Source organism: Heyndrickxia coagulans 36D1 (assembly GCF_000169195.2).
GTDB lineage: Bacteria > Bacillota > Bacilli > Bacillales > Bacillaceae_C > Weizmannia > Weizmannia faecalis.
Map to the genome: position 1 here is coordinate 712,364 of NC_016023.1, position 17,462 is coordinate 729,825.

The window sequence follows — 17,462 nt, forward strand, 5'->3', positions numbered from 1 at the left end:
GAGTAAGAAAAATGTTGCATCCTTTTTAGGCGTTTTTCTTCCAATGGGCAAAAAAAGAAGTAGCCCTTTTCAGCTGTTTTCGGGAAAATAAAAAACAAGGCATCTGGCCCTGAAACGTTATTTTTCTTTTAAACGGTGGTATGTGTTCCCCTATTTTTGTACCGTAATCGTTTTGGCGTCGCTCCAAATGCCGTTTTTGACAGCATACAACGACAATTTTGTGCCTGCCTTTTGCTTTTTGATTTTCACGATGAACTTGCCATTTTTCCCGGCAACAGCATGGCCGATTGCCGTTTTTCCGGTTTTGACATAGATTTTGGACCCGCTAAGTGCCGTTCCGGTCACTTTCGTTGCGCCTGCTTTAACACCCTGTGCGGACGGTGCCGGCGGTTTTACGGTTACAACTGTGGTCTTTCCTGGATGGTGCGCCGCATCGGTTGCATAGACATACAGTTTTTTGCCAATGCTTTGCGATTGTATCTTGACCGCAAATTTCCCGTTTTTATCGGCTTTTCCGGTTCCAATTGTTGTTTTACCGGCTTTCACCGTGATTTTCGCATATGGCTCCGCTGTGCCGGTGACCTTTTTTGAAAAGTTGGTGACGGTCCGCACTTTTGGCGGAGGTGGCGGTGTTTCATCCGCTACTTTCACTTGCACCGTTCTGCTGGCATAGCCGGTGCTTGTTTGTTTGGCCGAGACGGATAATACTGTGCCCGCTTTTTGTTTCGGAATCGGGACGGAGAATTTACCGTTTTTTACAGCCGCGCTGCCAAGCTTTTTAGAACCGGCTTTTACTTCGACAACAAGGCCGCTTTTGGCGGAGCCCGTCACTTTCGTATCCCGGTCACCCACTTTGTCCACATGCGATGGCTTCGGCGGAATTTTAATGACTGCCAGTTCAGTGATGTTGCCAGCAAAATCTTCTGCTTTAAAAACATTTTTCCCGTCTGCCAGTTTGAGCGTCATCGTTTTGCTGAATTTCCGCATGGCAAACTGGTCCCCGCTCTTTACGTCCTTGCCGAATGGATGATTGAAAATTTCATTCCCGTTTTCCGTGAAACGGAGCCGGTCAAAATTGTCCGTTACCGTCACCTTGACAGTCCCTGCTTCTGTCCGATTGTCGTTCGGCAAACCATCCGCTTTGATTTCCGGTTCTGTCGAGTCAATGATCACTTTTCTGTTGAATTCCATTTTATTTTGTTTTTCATCGATAGCGGAAATTTTCAGGTCAAATACGCCGTCTTTTTTGAACCGGATCGGTTGGCCGGCCATTGTTGAATCAAACAAATAAGTTCCGTCCACATCCTCATCTACCGGTATTTTCACCGGCGAAACAGCCAAATCTTTTCCTTCCACCGTAACAAATCTGACTTTATACGGACTCGTAATCGTTCCGTATACATCTATATCCCTTGAATCATACGGCATCAGCGCAAACGGCTCCTCCAAATGGATGCCGGAAACAGCATTTTTCCCGCTTACTGTTTTAGTGGCATGGTTACCGGCATAATCGTAGGCTGTTACGGTAATCGATTGATTGGCTTTCACGCTGAGCGGGACATGGTACGTTTGTCCGGCGTCCGGCTCCACTGCGCCTTCCAAATTCCCGTCAACAAACAGCAGGATGTATTGAACGCCGCTTCCCCCGTTGTCCATGGCGGAAAAGCTGACTTCATCGGCGTCATGGTCATAGCTGATATGGCTGATCTCCGGCACTTTTGTGTCGACCAGTACAGGAATCTGCATCGTCTGCCCCGGTTTTCCGGAATCGCCCGGTGTTGTCCTAATCTGGTAATAATACTTTCCGTCCGCTACTTTTTTATTGTTCGCAGTGCCGTCCCATGTCGTCTCATCCGGAAGATAAGTATACGGCAGGTCATCCCAGATGTTTTTCGGCAAATCATACTCAGTATAGAGCTTCCGGATTTCTTTTTTGTTCCCGTCCAAAATGCTGAATTCGGCCATTTTGCTGTTCCGCAAGAAAGACAGGACCGGTGTTGCAGTATCGCCCGAACCATCCTCGTCCGGCGAAATGGCAATTTTATTTTGGTCGAAATGGTTTTCTTCAAATAGATCCTCGCCGAGGTAGTAACCGTCTCCATCCACCATGCCGGAGATTTGGAAAAATGACTGTTTCCAGTTATACACCATCTGGTCAAGTACAGGTGCCTTCCCCCAATCCCCTTTAAAACCGGAATAAGGGACGGACAAATCCGGAAGCCCAGATCCTTCTTCATGGAACGTGACAAAACCGTCAACAAAGTAGCCGTTTTTCATTTTCTTTGCCAAATTCGCATCCGCCCTAGACAAGTCAATCGTAATCGTGATGTCTTTTGACCCGCCTTTTGGAATGTTCACAGACGGATTGTCTATCGTGACAGTGGCGCCTTCGATTTCCGCGGAAGATAACGCCAGCTTGCCTTGCGCATCGACCCTGTCCGCGACCGGTTTTGTGCTAACGGTATATTCAGCGTCTCGATTGCCAAAGTTGGTTGCTGTTAAGGTAAAAGAAAATTTGTTGGCGCTGATTTCTTTAAGCGCCACTTTTCCGTCGCTTGTCCCTTTCCGGACAATATACACCGGCGTTGTCACCGCCCTGTCGATTTGCATCAGCCCTGCGCCTTGCTTCCGCGGCGAATAAAACGTTTTGGAATCCGGGTCTGTTAGCGGCATTGCCGTGTTCATGAGCAGTGTCTTTGCCAGTTTTATTTTATCTGCGCCTTTTAGTGACGGAAATGCAGACTGGATGTACTGCAATACAAGCGCAGCGCCGCCCGCAACATGCGGGGTGGCCATCGATGTGCCGCTCATGGTGCCGTACTGGTCATTGTTTAATGTCGAATAAATTTCCCCGCCAGGTGCCGTGATTTCCGGCTTGAAGTCCAAGTTGGACGCCGTTCCCCAAGAGGAGAAAAAGCTCATTTTTCCGGCTTCTGGATTTTGGATTTCGGCTTTCTTTCCGGTAAAGGTGAGGCTTACCTGTTTTCCTTCCGATAAAGCGGCTTTCATCGCTTCCCCGTCCGCCTGCAATACCGAAATTTGCGGAATCTTGATGAACCGGTCTGAAGCCATTTCGAGAATACCGCTTTCATTATTGTAAATGATGGCCCCATTAGCGCCAGCACTTTGGGCATTGGCTGTTTTTTCAATAAGATTTGTATTGCCGCCGCGCGCCATCAAAGCGTATTTGCCCGATAGATCTTTCCCTGCAAAATCTTCTGCTGTGCCATACCCGCAATCCACAACATCGTATGTTTTGTTTACGACATCGTTCGGGTGCCTGCTTCCTGCCGAGAAAAATGGAATGGAGGCCGTCTTTCCACCTGCAACTGTATAATCAAGCAGATCAGCATGGACATTCGTATTTTCCATCGAGGCAACAGACATAGCATTCGGTGCGGTACCCGGTGCATTGACGGTGCCAATGTCCGGGTTGGATGCAAACGGGCTATGTTCTTCCCCGCCAATTTGGCCTTCGTTTCCGGCTGCAACGGACATGAAGATCCCATTGTCGACTGCGCGGTTAACCGCTTTTTGTTCCGGATCATTTCCATCCGTAGATGCATCCGGCGTGCCAAAACTCATGTTTAATACGTCCGCACCGAGTTTAATGGCATCATCAATGGCTTTCATATAAATGTCGCCATACGTATATGCCTGATCCTGGTCATTGCTGTACACTTTTAGCGCCAAAAGCTGGGCCTCCGGTGCAATTCCTTTCACGCCGCCTTCCGATTCATTGCCGTTTGCCGCCGCAATGCCCGAGACGTGCATGCCGTGCATGGAAGCACCGTCCCCTTCATCTATAATGTTGGTATTTTTATCTGCATAGTTATAGCCATACGGGACTTTTGCCGTAAAATATTTCCCGGAAAGGGCATCTTTTTTTACGAGATCGGAGACTTTTGCCTGGGTCAGTTTCGGCACCGTGCCTTCCGACAGCACCATATCTTTGTGGCGGTAGTCGATCCCTGTATCAATGACGCCGATGACCATGCCTTGCCCTTTATACTTTAAATTCCATGTTTCAGGCGCGCCGGTAAGGCCGTTGCTGGATACGGATTGTAGCTTGTCCTGCGGCCGTTTATACCGGTTGACGATATAAACATGGGATACATTTTCAATTTTCTTTAATTCTTTTATTTTGCCGTATGGGATGGTGCCGCTGATGCCGTTAGCCACTGTTGTAAACTGGTTTTCTACCTTAAGCGGCAGTTTTTTGGACCGGATGGCTGAAAGAACACCAGATTGCTGGTCTTTGATTTGTTGCTGGAGTTCTGTTTTTTTGTCTTTGGAGAGATCTTTATAGCGGATGCCGCGCTTTGTTGCGTAAGTAATGGCCGGCGATCCGGCGAGCTCAATGATGACGCGCACTTGCCGATCCTCTTTATATTTTTCCGCCTGATCGAGCCCGTCCGGTTTCTTGCGGTCAGGCATTTTCACCAATGGATTCGTTTTCTCTTTTCCGGCGGCTTGTGATTTCGATGGCGCCAACAGGATCCCGTTTGAAAAAATGAGTACAACCGTTAAAAGCAAGAATACTAGTTTTTTAGCCGTTCCGGCATTTTTCATTCTCTTTCCCCCTTAATTGCACATCCAAAGGCAACCAAATGGCTGATCCGGCTGAAATAAAACCGGTATCAATATTTTTTGGATTTTTTTGCCGAAAGGTGCATCTGCCCAGAATATATCATGCCTTATTTTTAAAGTAAAGAAAAATCAGGCTCATTTTTTCGGCAAATTTCTGCAAGCTACGCCTGCTTTTGCAGAAAGGGAAAATCGTACTGAACCTGCATGAAACGGGAAAGAAGGACCGGTACAAATACGGGGGCGGCAGCAATACGGGCGGTTCCGGAGAGATGGCCGGATCAGTGAAAATGTTGTTCCGCCTGGGCTGCGGTAGTCCGGCAGTATTCTGCCAGTGCGCGAAAAAAAGCCCCGGACGTCAAATCCGCCCGGGGCACTCCATGAATACTATTCAAGCATACGGTTTACGAGATTCATAACTTCATCGCTTAAGCGTTTGTTCCGTTGTTCGCTCTCCGCGAGGCTGTCCGCTTTCACACCAAAGTAGAACTTCACTTTCGGTTCTGTTCCGGACGGGCGCATGCAGAACCATGAACCGTCTTCAAGGAAAAATTTCAGCACATTGGACTTTGGCAGTTCAATTTTTGACGTTTCTCCCGTTTTCGCGTTGGTCCGCACTTGTGATTGATAATCCTCGCGGGCGGATACGGGGATGCCCGCCACTTCTGTTAACGGATGGGCACGGAAGTTGGCAAGGATGCCGGCGATTTTTTCCGATCCTTCTTTTCCTTTCAAAGTGAGCGATGTTAAGGATTCCTTATAGTAGCCGTACTGTTCGAAAATGTCAAGCAGGCCTTCATACAATGTTTTTCCCATCGACTTATAGTAAGCGGCCACCTCCGCAGCAAGCACTGCCGACTGCACCGCATCTTTATCGCGCACAAAATCGCCGATTAAATAACCATAGCTTTCTTCATACCCGAATAAGAAAGTATGGGCACCGGTTTTTTCAAACTCTTTGATTTTTTCACCGATGAATTTAAAACCGGTCAAAGTGTCGATCGTCGGGATGCCGAAAGACCGGGCAATATCGCGGCCGATTTCTGACGTCACAATCGTTTTGATGACAATACCGTTTTCAGGCAATGTCCCTTGCTTTTGTTTTTGTGTTAAAAGATAATGGAGCAGTAATGCACCTGTCTGGTTGCCGGTTAAAACCTCGTATTTTCCTTCATGGTTTTTTACGGCAACGCCAAGACGGTCAGTGTCCGGGTCGGTGCCAAGCAAAATGTCCGCGCCGATTTCTTCGCCGTAGCGGATGGCAAGTTCAAAAGCGGCATGTTCTTCCGGATTTGGCGATTTTACTGTTGAGAACTCGGAATCCGGCAGCTCCTGTTCTTTTACAACGGTGACGTTTTGAAAACCGAAATTTTCAAGGCCGCGGCGGACCGGGAGATTGCCTGTCCCATGCAGCGGCGTATAGACGATTTTGAAAGAATCTGCAACCGAACTGATCACTTCCTTGTTTTGGCGGAGTTTGATGAGCTGGTCCTGGTAAGCTTTGTCTACATTTTCGCCGATATAAACGAGCAAGCCTTTTTCGATCAGATCCTTTTCTTCGCCGACTTCGACAAGCAGCTCATTTTCGACACGGTTCACATAGCCTGTCAGTTCGTCCGCTTCTTTTGGTGGCATCTGCCCGCCATCCGGACCGTAAACTTTGTAGCCGTTGTATTCTTTCGGGTTATGGCTCGCTGTGATGACAACGCCGGCATAAGCGTTCAAGTACCGGACCGCAAATGACAAAAGCGGCGTCGGATGGAGGGAATCAAATAAATAGGCTTTGATCCCATGCTTGCCGAGCGTTTTTGCAGTTTCAAGCGCAAACTCCGGCGACTTGCGTCTTGAATCGTAGGCAATCGCGACCCCGCGGTTTACGGCTTCTTCCCCCTGGTCGAGAATGAAGTTTGCCAGCCCTTCTGATGCTTTCCGGACTGTATAAATATTCATGCGGTTCGTGCCGGCGCCCAGTTCCCCGCGCATACCGCCCGTTCCGAACTCGAGGTTTTTATAAAAGCGGTCTTCCAGATTTTTTTCATCCCCGCTTACGCCGGCTAATTCTGCTTTTAATGCGGCATCCAGCTCTGCAAAGCGGTTCCATTTTTCATAAGAAGTTTTCCAATCAGTGCTCATGTTGGCCTCCTGTAAAAATTTTTCTATTTCCATATTAGCATAAATTTGTTGAAATCCCAGACCTTAATGAATGTGAAGGCGAATTTTCCCGCATCTAACTTTTATAGCGGCCGGAAAAAACGTTGCTGTAGACCCACCCTGCCCTTCATTGTTATGATAGAGAAGTAAACCAAATGGAAGTGAAAGCAATGAATGAAGAAAAATACCAAAATTTAAAGTTAGGCGAGTATGGCATTATGGTCAGCATGGCGGCTTATTTAAGCCTGTCGGTGCTGAAACTGGTAATTGCCTTCTATACGGATTCAAGCGCCCTGAAGGCAGACGGGCTGAACAATATTACGGACATCCTGTCTTCGATCGCCGTCCTGATTGGGCTCCGCCTCTCCCGGAAACCGGCGGACCGCGACCATCCTTACGGGCACTGGAAAGCGGAAAATGTCGCCTCCATGGTTGCTTCTCTCATTATGATGGCGGTCGGCATCCAGGTGCTCTATGATGCCATTGTCTCGATCATACATGGAAAATCCGAATCCCCGGATATGGCAGCGGCATGGACCGGATTCCTTTGTGCCGCCGTCATGTTTTTTGTCTATTTGTACAATAAACGGTTATCAAAACGCATTAACAGCCAGGCGGTGCGGGCAAGCGCGATGGATAATTTGTCCGATGCCTGGGTGAGTATCGGCGCGAGCATCGGCATCATCGGTTCGCAGTTCCATCTTCCCTGGCTTGACCCGGCGGCTGCGATTGTTGTCGGCTTTTTGATTTGCAAAACCGCCTGGGAAATTTTCCGCGATACTTCCCATCTTTTAACAGACGGATTTGATGAGTCGGAGCTGGAAAATTATAAAGCGAAAGTACTAAGCGTAGCCGGCGTCCAAAGTGTGAAGGATATTAAAGCGCGGCAGTACGGAAACAATACGGTCATTGATCTTGTCATCGGCGTTGATCCGTCTCTTGATTTGCGCCATGCCCATGACATTTCCACAAAAGTGGAGAATTCACTGATCCGCGATTGTGAAGTATATGAGGTCATTGTGCATGTAGAGCCGGCGGAAAGTTAAAACCCGGACTTGCAAGCACGCCAACTGGTGATGCAGGTACATTCGAAGGAAAGGTGAAACCCGGACTTGCAAGCACGCCAGCAGGTGCCCTTGTCCATTCAACCAGTGCCTTTTCCGGTTGTTAAAAAAGGATGCGAATACCACGCATCCTTTTTCGTTACAATTTTACAATTGTCCGACCCTGAAGCTTGCCTTCCAAAATATCCGAAAGGGCGGCCGGGACTTGCTCAAGGCTGATTTCCCGAACAATTTCACTCGTCAAATGTTCCGGTTTAAAATCGCTGGCAAGTTTTTCCCAAATTTTCACCCGGAGATCCATCGGGCAAAAAACAGAATCGATTCCGAGCCAGCTGATAGCGCGCCCGAGAAACGGCGTTACGGTCGTTGTGACTTCCCTTCCACCTGTAAGACCGCTCGTTGCCACCGCCCCGCCGTACTGGAGTGTGCTGATGATGTATTGTGTCGTTTTCCCGCCGACAGGATCGACTGCAGCTGCCCATTCTTTTTTGCGAATCGACTGGTCTTCATGGTCCGTAACGGCTTCCCTGTCGAGGATACGGGCCGCACCGAGCCGTTTTAAATAGGCGTGTGCCTCTTTTTTTCCGGTTGAGACCGTGACTTCATAACCCCTTTTTGCCAAAATGTCGACAGCGACACTGCCGACACCGCCGCTTGCCCCGGCAACAAGCACCGGCCCCTGTCCCGGTTTGAGCCCGTGGTCTTCCAGTTTTTGCACGGACAGCGCTGCCGTAAAGCCGGCTGTCCCTAAAATCATGGACTCTCTTAACGTCAGCCCTTTCGGAAGCGGCACGACCCAGGCAGCCGGCACGCGCGCCATTTCACTGAATCCGCCGAAATGCCCGGTGCCCAGCTTATAGCTTGTGACGATCACTTCATCGCCTTCTTTAAAGCGGCTGTCAGCGGATGCAAGCACCGTTCCCGCCAAATCAATTCCCGGTATGAATGGATACGATTTGACAAAGTCCCCTTTCACGCCAACAAGCGCATCTTTGTAATTGACACTTGAATAGGCGACTTTTACGGTGACTTCCGCGTCCGGCAGCCGGCCCGTATCCCATTCCTGTACGGAGAGTACCGGCTGTGATGCATTTTCCATGACCAATGCACGAAAAGTTTCTTTCAATGCAAAGCACCTCTTTTTACTCGGCTCTTGTCAAGTCAAGATTGTATTGGTAAACTTCCTGATCTGAAGAAAGTTTGTACCCTTTATTCGGATTGTAATCGATGATGACTTTCTCACCGAGCTGTTTTTGGCTTGCCTTCGACACAAGGAGCGGAATGCCATAAACATTAAATAAATCGTCATCTTCCCGTTTATGGTCAATTTTTAAAGAATGTTCCGCAGCAATTGTACAGCTCCCGACAAAGACCGCCTCAATCCGGATGCCTTCGCCTTCTTGAAATTCAATTTGTTTGAATTGGGAGAGTGCAGCGGGTTTGATATCAATTTCCATCTTTCTCACCTTTCTTTTACAAATGATTTCATTATCGTACCCGCTTTTCCCTTTTGTAAAACAAAAATAGCACATCTTTTATTGTCGGCAAGTGCCGGGTATTTCCTTCTTTTTTTGGCACGTGTCTGAATTCCCGTCCTGCACGCCCTGTTCCTTTCAGCGCCGGAAAAAGGAGACTATGAATGTTTCCATTTATATCGCAAAATCCGGCACAAAAAGATGAGGCTGCCGAAATTTCGCTTCCACAGCCGTTTCGGTTCGCGCAACAATCGGAACAGCCACTCGATCCGCAATTTCCGGAACAAATACGGGGCGCGCGGTACGTTTCCGGATGCAAAATCAATAAATGCGCCGACGCCGAGCCGTGCTGTGCAAGAAAGTTCCTGATCGAAGCCGGCAATGAATTTTTCCTGCAGCGGAACGCCCATTCCGACGAGCAGCACATCGGCATGCGAGCGGTTAATCATCGCCACAATCTCATGTTTTGATTGAAAATACCCGTGGTGGCAGCCGGCAATTTTCAAATCGGGATAATCTTTGCGGAAATGTTGTATCGCACTTTGCAGATTCGTTTCGGTAGCACCGAGCACAAATACGGAGAAGCCGTTTTTTTCACAGCGCTTTAATATTTTCGGCGTCAAGTCGGTACCGTTTAAATTGCCGGCAAGCGGAATGTCAAACAGTTTTGCGCCGATTTCAATCCCGACCCCATCGTTGAGCAGATAGTCGGCTTCATTGATAATTCGGTAGTAGTCGCGGTCGGTTTGGGCGATATTGTAGCAGTGCGCATTCAAAAAGAACACATTGGTTTTGATCCCTTCGTGTACCCGGCTCTCAAATTCGTCCAAAAATTGTTCTTCTGTAATTACGGTCAAATCGATATTGCCAAATGCCTTTTTCAAAACAGTTTTCTCCTTAGCACGGTGAAATGTTTCCATGTTTAGTATATACGTTCCGTGCACCGCCGGCAATGTAAAATCCCGGTCCGCCAATGCCTGGGCAAAAAGGGAAAACCCGGCTTGTGGTCATAAAAAGGCGCCCTTTGCTGATACCGTGTTTTTTGCAGCAAGGGCGATATACGGTTTTGTTCGAGTGCGGTAGACGGGCTAAGGAAAGGAACTTGATGGAAATCCGGACGTGAAACGGTGCTGCCATGTGTTAAACATTGGAAAATCGCAAGGAAGCGCCGGCCGGCCGTTAAAAAACGGATACATGCCGGCAAAGCTAGTGCTGGTTCTGCTCCCTGAATTCTTTTGGGGTGAGCCCCATATATTTTTTAAAAAGCGAAGTATAGTAGCTTTGGTTGCAAAAATGGAACAGAAGCGCAATTTCGGAAATAGTAATATTTGTATGGAGCAAAAAATAAATCGATTCTTCAATCCGCTTTTTATTAATATAATCCGTCACCGATACGCCGGTCTCTTTTTTAAACAAGTGGGACAAGTAGCTCGGATTCAGGTAAACATGTTTCGCCAGCGATTCAAGCGTGATCACCTGTAAAATATTTTCATGAATATATGCCACAGCCATATGAATCGCATGGCTGTAGCGATTTTCCTGTTTCCTTGCCTGCTGAACGGCTTCCGTAAAATTTCGCAACATGCTGTACTCGAGTTCGAACAGCTTTTCCTGCGTCTTTAACCTTTCAATCTCCAAAATATGCGCATCGCTGATGTTAAAAGCGGTTTCCGGTGGCACGCCCGCTTCGATCGCCGCCCTTGTAAACAGCGTGCAAATACAGATGAGTGAATTACGGAGCGAGCGGATCGGTTCTTCCGCAAGTTTAGCCCGCTCCAGCGTATTGATAGTTTTCAAAACGGATTCGGCTGCTTCCACTCTACCTTCTTTTACAGCATTCAACAACTGCTTTTCCATCATATAAGGCGGATGGAGAAAATATTCACGTTGGTGTTCAACGCGGTATGAAAGGTAGCGTTCTATAATGGATTTGCTGATGGCAGACTGTTTCATCGGAGCCGCCCCAATACCTAAAAATTTTATTATAGATCTAAAGATTCTAATATCATTGTATGCGCATACAGGGTAATATTCAAGTGTAATCATCAAAACTAAAGGGGGCTTTCATATGTGGAAAAAAGCGGGCGTTATTTTGGCAGCGCTTACGCTTGTTATCGGCGTGCTGGCCGGATGCGGCAGCAATTCAAGCTCGAAATCAAGCAAAAGCGGCAGTTCCTCAAAAAAGATTGTGTTAAAATTCGCGGCACAAAATGACAGTACACCTGCGACAAAAGCAGTCATTGCGGCTTTTAACAAACAATCGAAAAAGTACCAGGTAAAATGGGTACAAATGACGAATGACTCGGCACAAATGCACGACCAATTGCTGACATCGCTCTCCAGTGGATCAAGTGAATATGACATCATGTCCATGGACGTTGTATGGGGCGGCGAATTTGCCGGTGCCGGATACCTTGTCCCGATTGACAAGAAAATGATGGATGCCAATTTGGCGAAAGACCAGTTCAATGCCGGTTCGATGGCTTCCGGCAACTATGAAGGGAAACAATATACGCTTCCATTCTTCCCGGACCTCGGCATTCTGTATTACCGTTCCGATATTGTCAGCAAGGAAGATGCAGCGAAACTCGAAAGCGGGGACTACACCTATAAAGAACTCGGGGACATGGCTGCAAAATATGCCGGCAAAAACGGAACGACAAACGGCTTTGTTTATCAGTCCAAACAATACGAAGGCTTAACAGTCAATGTGACAGAATTCACGAATCATTATAAAGATATTAAAGGCGGCCTTGAGACGATGTATCAATTTACAAAAGCATCATGGGCACCGAAAGATTTGCTGAACTATATGGAACAACAAACGCTGGACAGCTTTGCACAAGGAAAATCTGTCTTCGCGCGGAACTGGCCGTACCAGTATGGCACCATTAAAACAGGCGGGGAAGGCGTAAAAGTGGACATCAAAAATGTTGGCATTGCTCCGCTTCCGAACGGCGGCGCTGTCGGCGGCTGGCTTCTCGGCATCAACAAAAACTCAAAACATGTAGAAGGCGCATGGGAGTTTGTAAAATTCGTAGCCGGCAAAAAAGGGCAGAAGATTATGTCCACAAAAGGCGGTTACCTGCCGGGATATAATGATTTGCTGAATGATCCTGATGTCCAAAAACAAAACAAAATGCTGACCATGCCAGGCTTCCAAAAAGCGTTGAAAACGACGATTGCCCGCCCGGTATCCGCGAAGTACAGCAAAGTATCCGACACGATCCAAATTGCGGCCCACAAATATTTAAGCACAGGCCAAAATCTGGATGATGCAGTCAAAACGATCCAGGACGCAACAGGCGAATAAGCAACCGTCCGGGAACGCGTTTTACTCCCTTTCCGTCCCCGGGCGCCTGCTTTTCATCATGATTTGATATCGGCGAAAGGCTCTATTGAATAGAGCCTTTTTTAAAAAGAAATGAGGGGGCGCTGCATAAACTGTGCATCCTCCGTACGGGAAGAAACATTACAGTGAAAAGAGGTGCCAGCATCATGAAGAAGAACCGCTTGCAGGCTTTTTTATTTATCCTTCCAGCCCTGCTGTTTATCGGCGTATTCTCGCTGTGGCCGATTTTTCAGTCACTCCGCTATACCTTTTTTGATTATCAGCTGAATAACCAGCAAAAATCGGGGCTGTACATGAGCCCGCGCTATAATTTCGATTTATTTGACGAAACGCAAACGTATGTCAGGCTGTTTCTAACAGAAGACCGGGAAAAAATCACCGACCCGGCCGACTGGCAAAAAGTCGACAAGCTGGTCCATCGCGTTGCCAATGTTGCCAAGCAGTATAAAGGCAGAAAAGGCGTCCAAAAAATCAGCCAGGCCGACCAGAAAAAGCTGATGGGCCTTTATACCGACTCATCCAAACTGGTAAAGGAAATCAACGCCAAATACAATACGCAAAACGGAAAAAATTTATCAAAAATTGTAAAAGATTTTAAAAGCAGCTTTGTACCCTCCAACTTCATCGGCTTCAAGTCTTATAAAGAAGCATTGCATGACAAACGACTCGGGCATGCCTTATGGAATACCGTGCTCTTTACCGTCGTTTCGGTTTTCCTTGAGTTCGTCCTCGGCCTCGGCCTCGCCATGATTATGAACAAAGCGTTCAGAGGGCAAGGCATTGTAAGGACAACTTCGCTGATCCCGTGGGCAATTCCGACCGCGGTTGCCGCGCTCATGTGGAGTTATTTGTATGACGGCACAAGCGGTGTTGTCGCGCATTTTTTCCAATCCATAGGGCTAATCAGCGATTCGCGCATTCTGCTATTAACGGGATCCGGCGCGATGGTATCCACGATCTTAGCCGACGTTTGGAAAACAACACCTTATATGGCCCTTTTGCTGCTTGCCGGCCTGCAAAACATTTCCAAAGGGTTGTATGAAGCCGCATCCATTGACGGCGCAACAAAAATCCAGCAATTTTTCAAAATTACGCTGCCAATGCTGAAGCCTTCTATTTTAGTCGCACTGCTGTTCAGGACACTTGACGCTTTTCGCGTTTTCGACCTGATTTACGTTCTGACAGGCGGCGGTCCGGGCGGGGCAACAGAAACCATGTCTGTCTACGGTTACAAAACGATGTTCGGGCAAACCAACTTCGGCTACGGCTCCGTCATTGTCATCATCATGTTTATTTGCGTCGCCATCATCGCAACCATTTACATTAAAGTGCTCGGCGCCAATCTGATGGATAAAAACTAAGGAGGGATGGCCATGAAAACGAACCGCAAATGGAATGTGCTCATCATCGCCCTGATTGTCGTATTTTTATTTGGGATGATATTTCCGTTTTTCTGGATTTTTATCACCTCCTTTAAGCCTTCCGGGGAAATTTTTGGCGATGGGGCTTTTCGGGTCTTTGCCCATCATCCGACATGGGAAAATTACACGCAGATTTTCCAAAAAGGGATCCTGACATCGGTGAAAAACAGTTTTATCGTTGCGACAACGACAACGGTTTACATTATTTTAATTGCCACGTTTACGGCTTACGCAATTTCACGCTTTGATTTTAAAGGAAAAAACCTGTTGCTCGGGCTGATTTTGGCGGTTTCGATGTTCCCGCAAATGATTGTCACCGGGCCGATTTATAATTTGTTCCTGCATTTGCATTTAACGAACTCGTATGCGATTGTCCTGCCGTATTCGACGATCACCCTGCCGACTGCGGTATGGATCCTGGTGACGCATTTCAACCAGATTCCGCTCGCACTTGAAGAATCGGCAAAAATTGACGGTGCGACGCCGGTCCAGACGCTGTTCCGGATTGTCTTCCCGCTTGCCGCGCCAGGTGTTTTTACAACTGCGATTATTACATTCATTGCCGCGTGGAACGAATTTTTGCTGACGATTACCTTAAACTCGGACGCTAATTATCATACTGTGCCGGTCGCGATTTCTTTCCTCCGCACCCAGTTCGAAATACTTTGGGGACAGGTCGCTGCCGCTACCACAGTCGTCACGGTCCCGACCCTGATCATCGTCCTTCTGTTCCAGAAACAAATCGTCTCCGGCCTTACAACAGGCGGGGTGAAAGAATAAAAATTTCCGCTAGCGGAAACGTTCCCCCCGGTATTGCGCGCGCGGCGTTTTCCGGAATCTCGCCTGCCGGTGTCTGACCCCCGGATGAATACATGAGCCAGCGGTCGATCCGATATGAGCGAAAAAAGGGCTTCCCGGACGGACCATAAGAAAAACAGGGCGCTTGCACCATGCCCTCTTCGAATTTGGAATTTTTGGAGGAACAGCGTATGACATGGGAAATCACGAAACACGAATTGGACAAACAAATGCTGCTGGTCAATGAAAGCTTATTTGCACTCGGGAATGGCTATCTTGGCGTGCGCGGAAACTTTGAAGAAGGCTACCCGGAAGAAATCCCTTCTATCCGCGGCACATATTTGAATGCTTTTTATGACATTACAGAAATCCAGTACGGGGAAAAAGCGTACGGATTTCCGGAAACCAGTCAGAAAATGCTGAATGTGATCGATGCGCAGACCATCGAAATTTTTCTTGGAGAAGAAAAAGAACGCTTTTCTCTTTTTGAAGGGGACGTTCTCGGTTTTTCCCAAACTTTGCACATGAAACGCGGGTTTTCCGAACGCGCCATCCATTGGAAATCGCCTTCCGGAAAAGAAATCAAGCTCACTTTTTCACGGTTGGTTTCTTTTACACAGCGGGAACTGTTTGCGATTCAAGTGAAAATGGAGCCGGTAAACTTTTCCGGGCCGGTGCGGGTGATTTCCACTGTCAACGGTGATGTGCAAAATTATGTCGATAAAAACGACCCGCGGACCGGATCTGCCCATGCAAAAAGGCTGGCTGTGACAAAAGCAGCGGCGGAGAGCGGCACGATTGTACTGCTTGCCCGCACATTTGCTTCCGGGCTTGAAACGGCTTGTGCCGCAACCCATGTCGTTTCCGCCTCTTGCGAATGTCATTATGAACAAGGCGAACAAAAAGTGCGCGCAATCATCGATTTCAAGCCCGGCGAGCCGGTGTCCCTTACAAAATTTGCGATTTACACGGACACGCTCCGCCACGGGGACCATGCCGCAGAAAAGGCGGCGGACATCCTAAAAAGCATGCAAGACAAAGATTTTTCAGCACTATTACGGGAGCAGGAGCAATATTTAGCCACTTACTGGCAAGCAGCGGACATTGAAATTGACGGCGATCCGAAACTGCAGGAAGGGATCCGTTTCAATCTGTACCAGCTCCTGCAATCTGTCGGAAAAGACACCGCCAGCAATATTGCGGCAAAAGGGCTGTCCGGGGAAGGTTATGAAGGGCATTACTTTTGGGACACGGAGATTTATATTTTCCCGGTGTTTCTGTTGACGCATCCGGAACTCGCGCGGCATTTGCTGCTGTACCGTTACCATATCCTTGACCATGCAAGGGCAAGGGCAAAAGAAATGGGCCATCAAAAAGGCGCGCTATTTCCGTGGCGGACGATCTCCGGCACGGAATGCTCCCCGTATTTCCCTGCCGGCACAGCGCAGTATCATATTAGCGCGGACATCGCTTACAGTTATATGCAATACTGGTATGCCACGCAAGATCAGGACTTTATGAAACAATACGGCATCGAAATCCTCGTGGAAACGGCGCGGCTTTGGCTTGAGGTTGGGCATTACCGGGAAAAGGACGGCAAATTTGCGATTGAAGATGTGACCGGGCCGGATGAGTACACGTCCATCGTTAATAACAATTACTATACCAATGTGATGGCAAAATACAATTTAAAATCAGCTCACAAATTTTACTACTGGCTGAAAGAAACAGATGCGGCCTTTTTTGCGGCATTTGCGGCGCGGCTTGGCTTAACGGACGAAGAAGCGGCAAGCTGGCGGAAAGCAGCGGATGCCATGTATCTCCCTTATGATGAAAAGCGCGGCATTCACAAACAGGATGACAGCTTTCTCGATAAAGCGGTCTGGGATTTTGAACATACGCCGAAAGACCATTACCCGCTCCTTTTGCATTATCATCCGCTCACGATTTACCGGCATCAGGTGTGCAAACAGGCGGACACGGTGCTCGCGCATTTTTTGCTGGAAGAAGAGGCCGATCCGGAAACGGTCCGAAACTCGTATCATTATTATGAAAAGGTCACAACACACGATTCATCGCTGTCCACTTGCATCTTCAGCATCATGGCGTCCAGGCTCGGCGAAACGAAAAAAGCGTATCATTATTTTATCGAAACAGCCCGTCTTGATCTTGATAACACGCACGGCAACACAAAAGACGGCCTGCATATGGCCAATATGGGCGGGACATGGCTATCAATCGTGTACGGATTCGGCGGCATCCGGATCAAAGAAAATGGGCTTTTCTTAAACCCGGCCATTCCGGAACAATGGGACCGCTATTTATTCCGTCTCACCTACCAAAACCGCAGGCTCCAGGTGGAAGTCACGCGCCATGCGTTCAAAGTGGCATTGCTGGAAGGAGATGTGCTGGACATCCATATCGGCGGCCGGACAGAAACGCTGCAACCAGGCAGGACGGTTACCCGGCCGATTCCCGGATTGTGAATACAGGCGTTTTCATTGCACAAAAAATAGAAAAAAGCGGCGGGACCCTTTTTACAGTGGTTTCCCGCTGCTTTTTTCGGAACTTCTGAACGAAGCGGGCTTTAACCGGCAACAGTTGGCGTTTCCTG

11 protein-coding genes are annotated in these 17,462 nt (G+C 48.1%); 5 read left to right on the forward strand and 6 right to left on the reverse strand.

Annotated features, from left to right (window positions below):
* Window positions 1-150 precede the first annotated feature (150 nt).
* Both BCOA_RS20605 and BCOA_RS20610 read right to left on the reverse strand, forming a co-directional pair.
* Window positions 151-4,572 carry a S8 family serine peptidase gene (locus BCOA_RS20605; RefSeq protein ID WP_014096038.1) on the reverse strand — a complete coding sequence of 1,474 codons (4,422 nt, stop codon included), beginning with the start codon at window positions 4,570-4,572 and terminating at the stop codon, window positions 151-153.
* A gap of 402 nt (window positions 4,573-4,974) precedes the next feature.
* On the reverse strand, window positions 4,975-6,720 hold the full coding sequence (locus BCOA_RS20610) for a phospho-sugar mutase (RefSeq protein ID WP_014096039.1): 1,746 nt from the start codon (window positions 6,718-6,720) through the stop codon (window positions 4,975-4,977).
* A gap of 188 nt (window positions 6,721-6,908) precedes the next feature.
* Between BCOA_RS20610 and BCOA_RS20615 the strand changes: the two genes are divergently transcribed.
* Window positions 6,909-7,784: a cation diffusion facilitator family transporter gene (locus tag BCOA_RS20615; RefSeq protein WP_014096040.1), complete on the forward strand. Its 876-nt coding sequence runs from the start codon at window positions 6,909-6,911 to the stop codon at window positions 7,782-7,784.
* Between the two features lie 157 nt (window positions 7,785-7,941).
* On the opposite strand, the gene BCOA_RS20620 is transcribed toward BCOA_RS20615, so the two are convergent.
* The 4 genes from BCOA_RS20620 to BCOA_RS20635 all read right to left on the reverse strand — a co-directional run bounded on the left by BCOA_RS20620 (window position 7,942) and on the right by BCOA_RS20635 (window position 11,230).
* The gene (locus tag BCOA_RS20620) at window positions 7,942-8,928 is read right to left on the reverse strand and encodes an acrylyl-CoA reductase family protein (RefSeq protein ID WP_014096041.1); all 987 of its coding nucleotides are present in this window, start codon (window positions 8,926-8,928) and stop codon (window positions 7,942-7,944) included.
* 16 nt (window positions 8,929-8,944) lie between these two features.
* Entirely contained in the window at window positions 8,945-9,259 is a 315-nt protein-coding gene (locus BCOA_RS20625; RefSeq protein ID WP_014096042.1) for an iron-sulfur cluster biosynthesis family protein, read from the reverse strand.
* Between the two features lie 176 nt (window positions 9,260-9,435).
* On the reverse strand, window positions 9,436-10,161 hold the full coding sequence (locus BCOA_RS20630) for a WecB/TagA/CpsF family glycosyltransferase (protein ID WP_014096043.1): 726 nt from the start codon (window positions 10,159-10,161) through the stop codon (window positions 9,436-9,438).
* A 322-nt stretch (window positions 10,162-10,483) separates the two neighbouring features.
* Window positions 10,484-11,230, reverse strand: a complete 747-nt coding sequence (locus BCOA_RS20635) for an AraC family transcriptional regulator (RefSeq protein WP_014096044.1) — start codon at window positions 11,228-11,230, stop codon at window positions 10,484-10,486.
* A gap of 115 nt (window positions 11,231-11,345) precedes the next feature.
* On the opposite strand from BCOA_RS20635, the gene BCOA_RS20640 reads away from it, so the two are divergent.
* The 4 genes from BCOA_RS20640 (at window position 11,346) to BCOA_RS20655 (ending at window position 17,334) form a co-directional block, all read left to right on the forward strand.
* Window positions 11,346-12,590 (forward strand): extracellular solute-binding protein, encoded by a 1,245-nt coding sequence (locus BCOA_RS20640; protein WP_014096045.1) that lies wholly within the window; start codon window positions 11,346-11,348, stop codon window positions 12,588-12,590.
* A 185-nt stretch (window positions 12,591-12,775) separates the two neighbouring features.
* Window positions 12,776-13,990 (forward strand): carbohydrate ABC transporter permease, encoded by a 1,215-nt coding sequence (locus BCOA_RS20645; RefSeq protein ID WP_014096046.1) that lies wholly within the window; start codon window positions 12,776-12,778, stop codon window positions 13,988-13,990.
* 12 nt (window positions 13,991-14,002) lie between these two features.
* Window positions 14,003-14,830 (forward strand): carbohydrate ABC transporter permease, encoded by an 828-nt coding sequence (locus BCOA_RS20650; protein WP_014096047.1) that lies wholly within the window; start codon window positions 14,003-14,005, stop codon window positions 14,828-14,830.
* 209 nt (window positions 14,831-15,039) lie between these two features.
* The gene (locus BCOA_RS20655) at window positions 15,040-17,334 is read left to right on the forward strand and encodes a glycoside hydrolase family 65 protein (protein WP_014096048.1); all 2,295 of its coding nucleotides are present in this window, start codon (window positions 15,040-15,042) and stop codon (window positions 17,332-17,334) included.
* Window positions 17,335-17,462 lie beyond the last annotated feature (128 nt).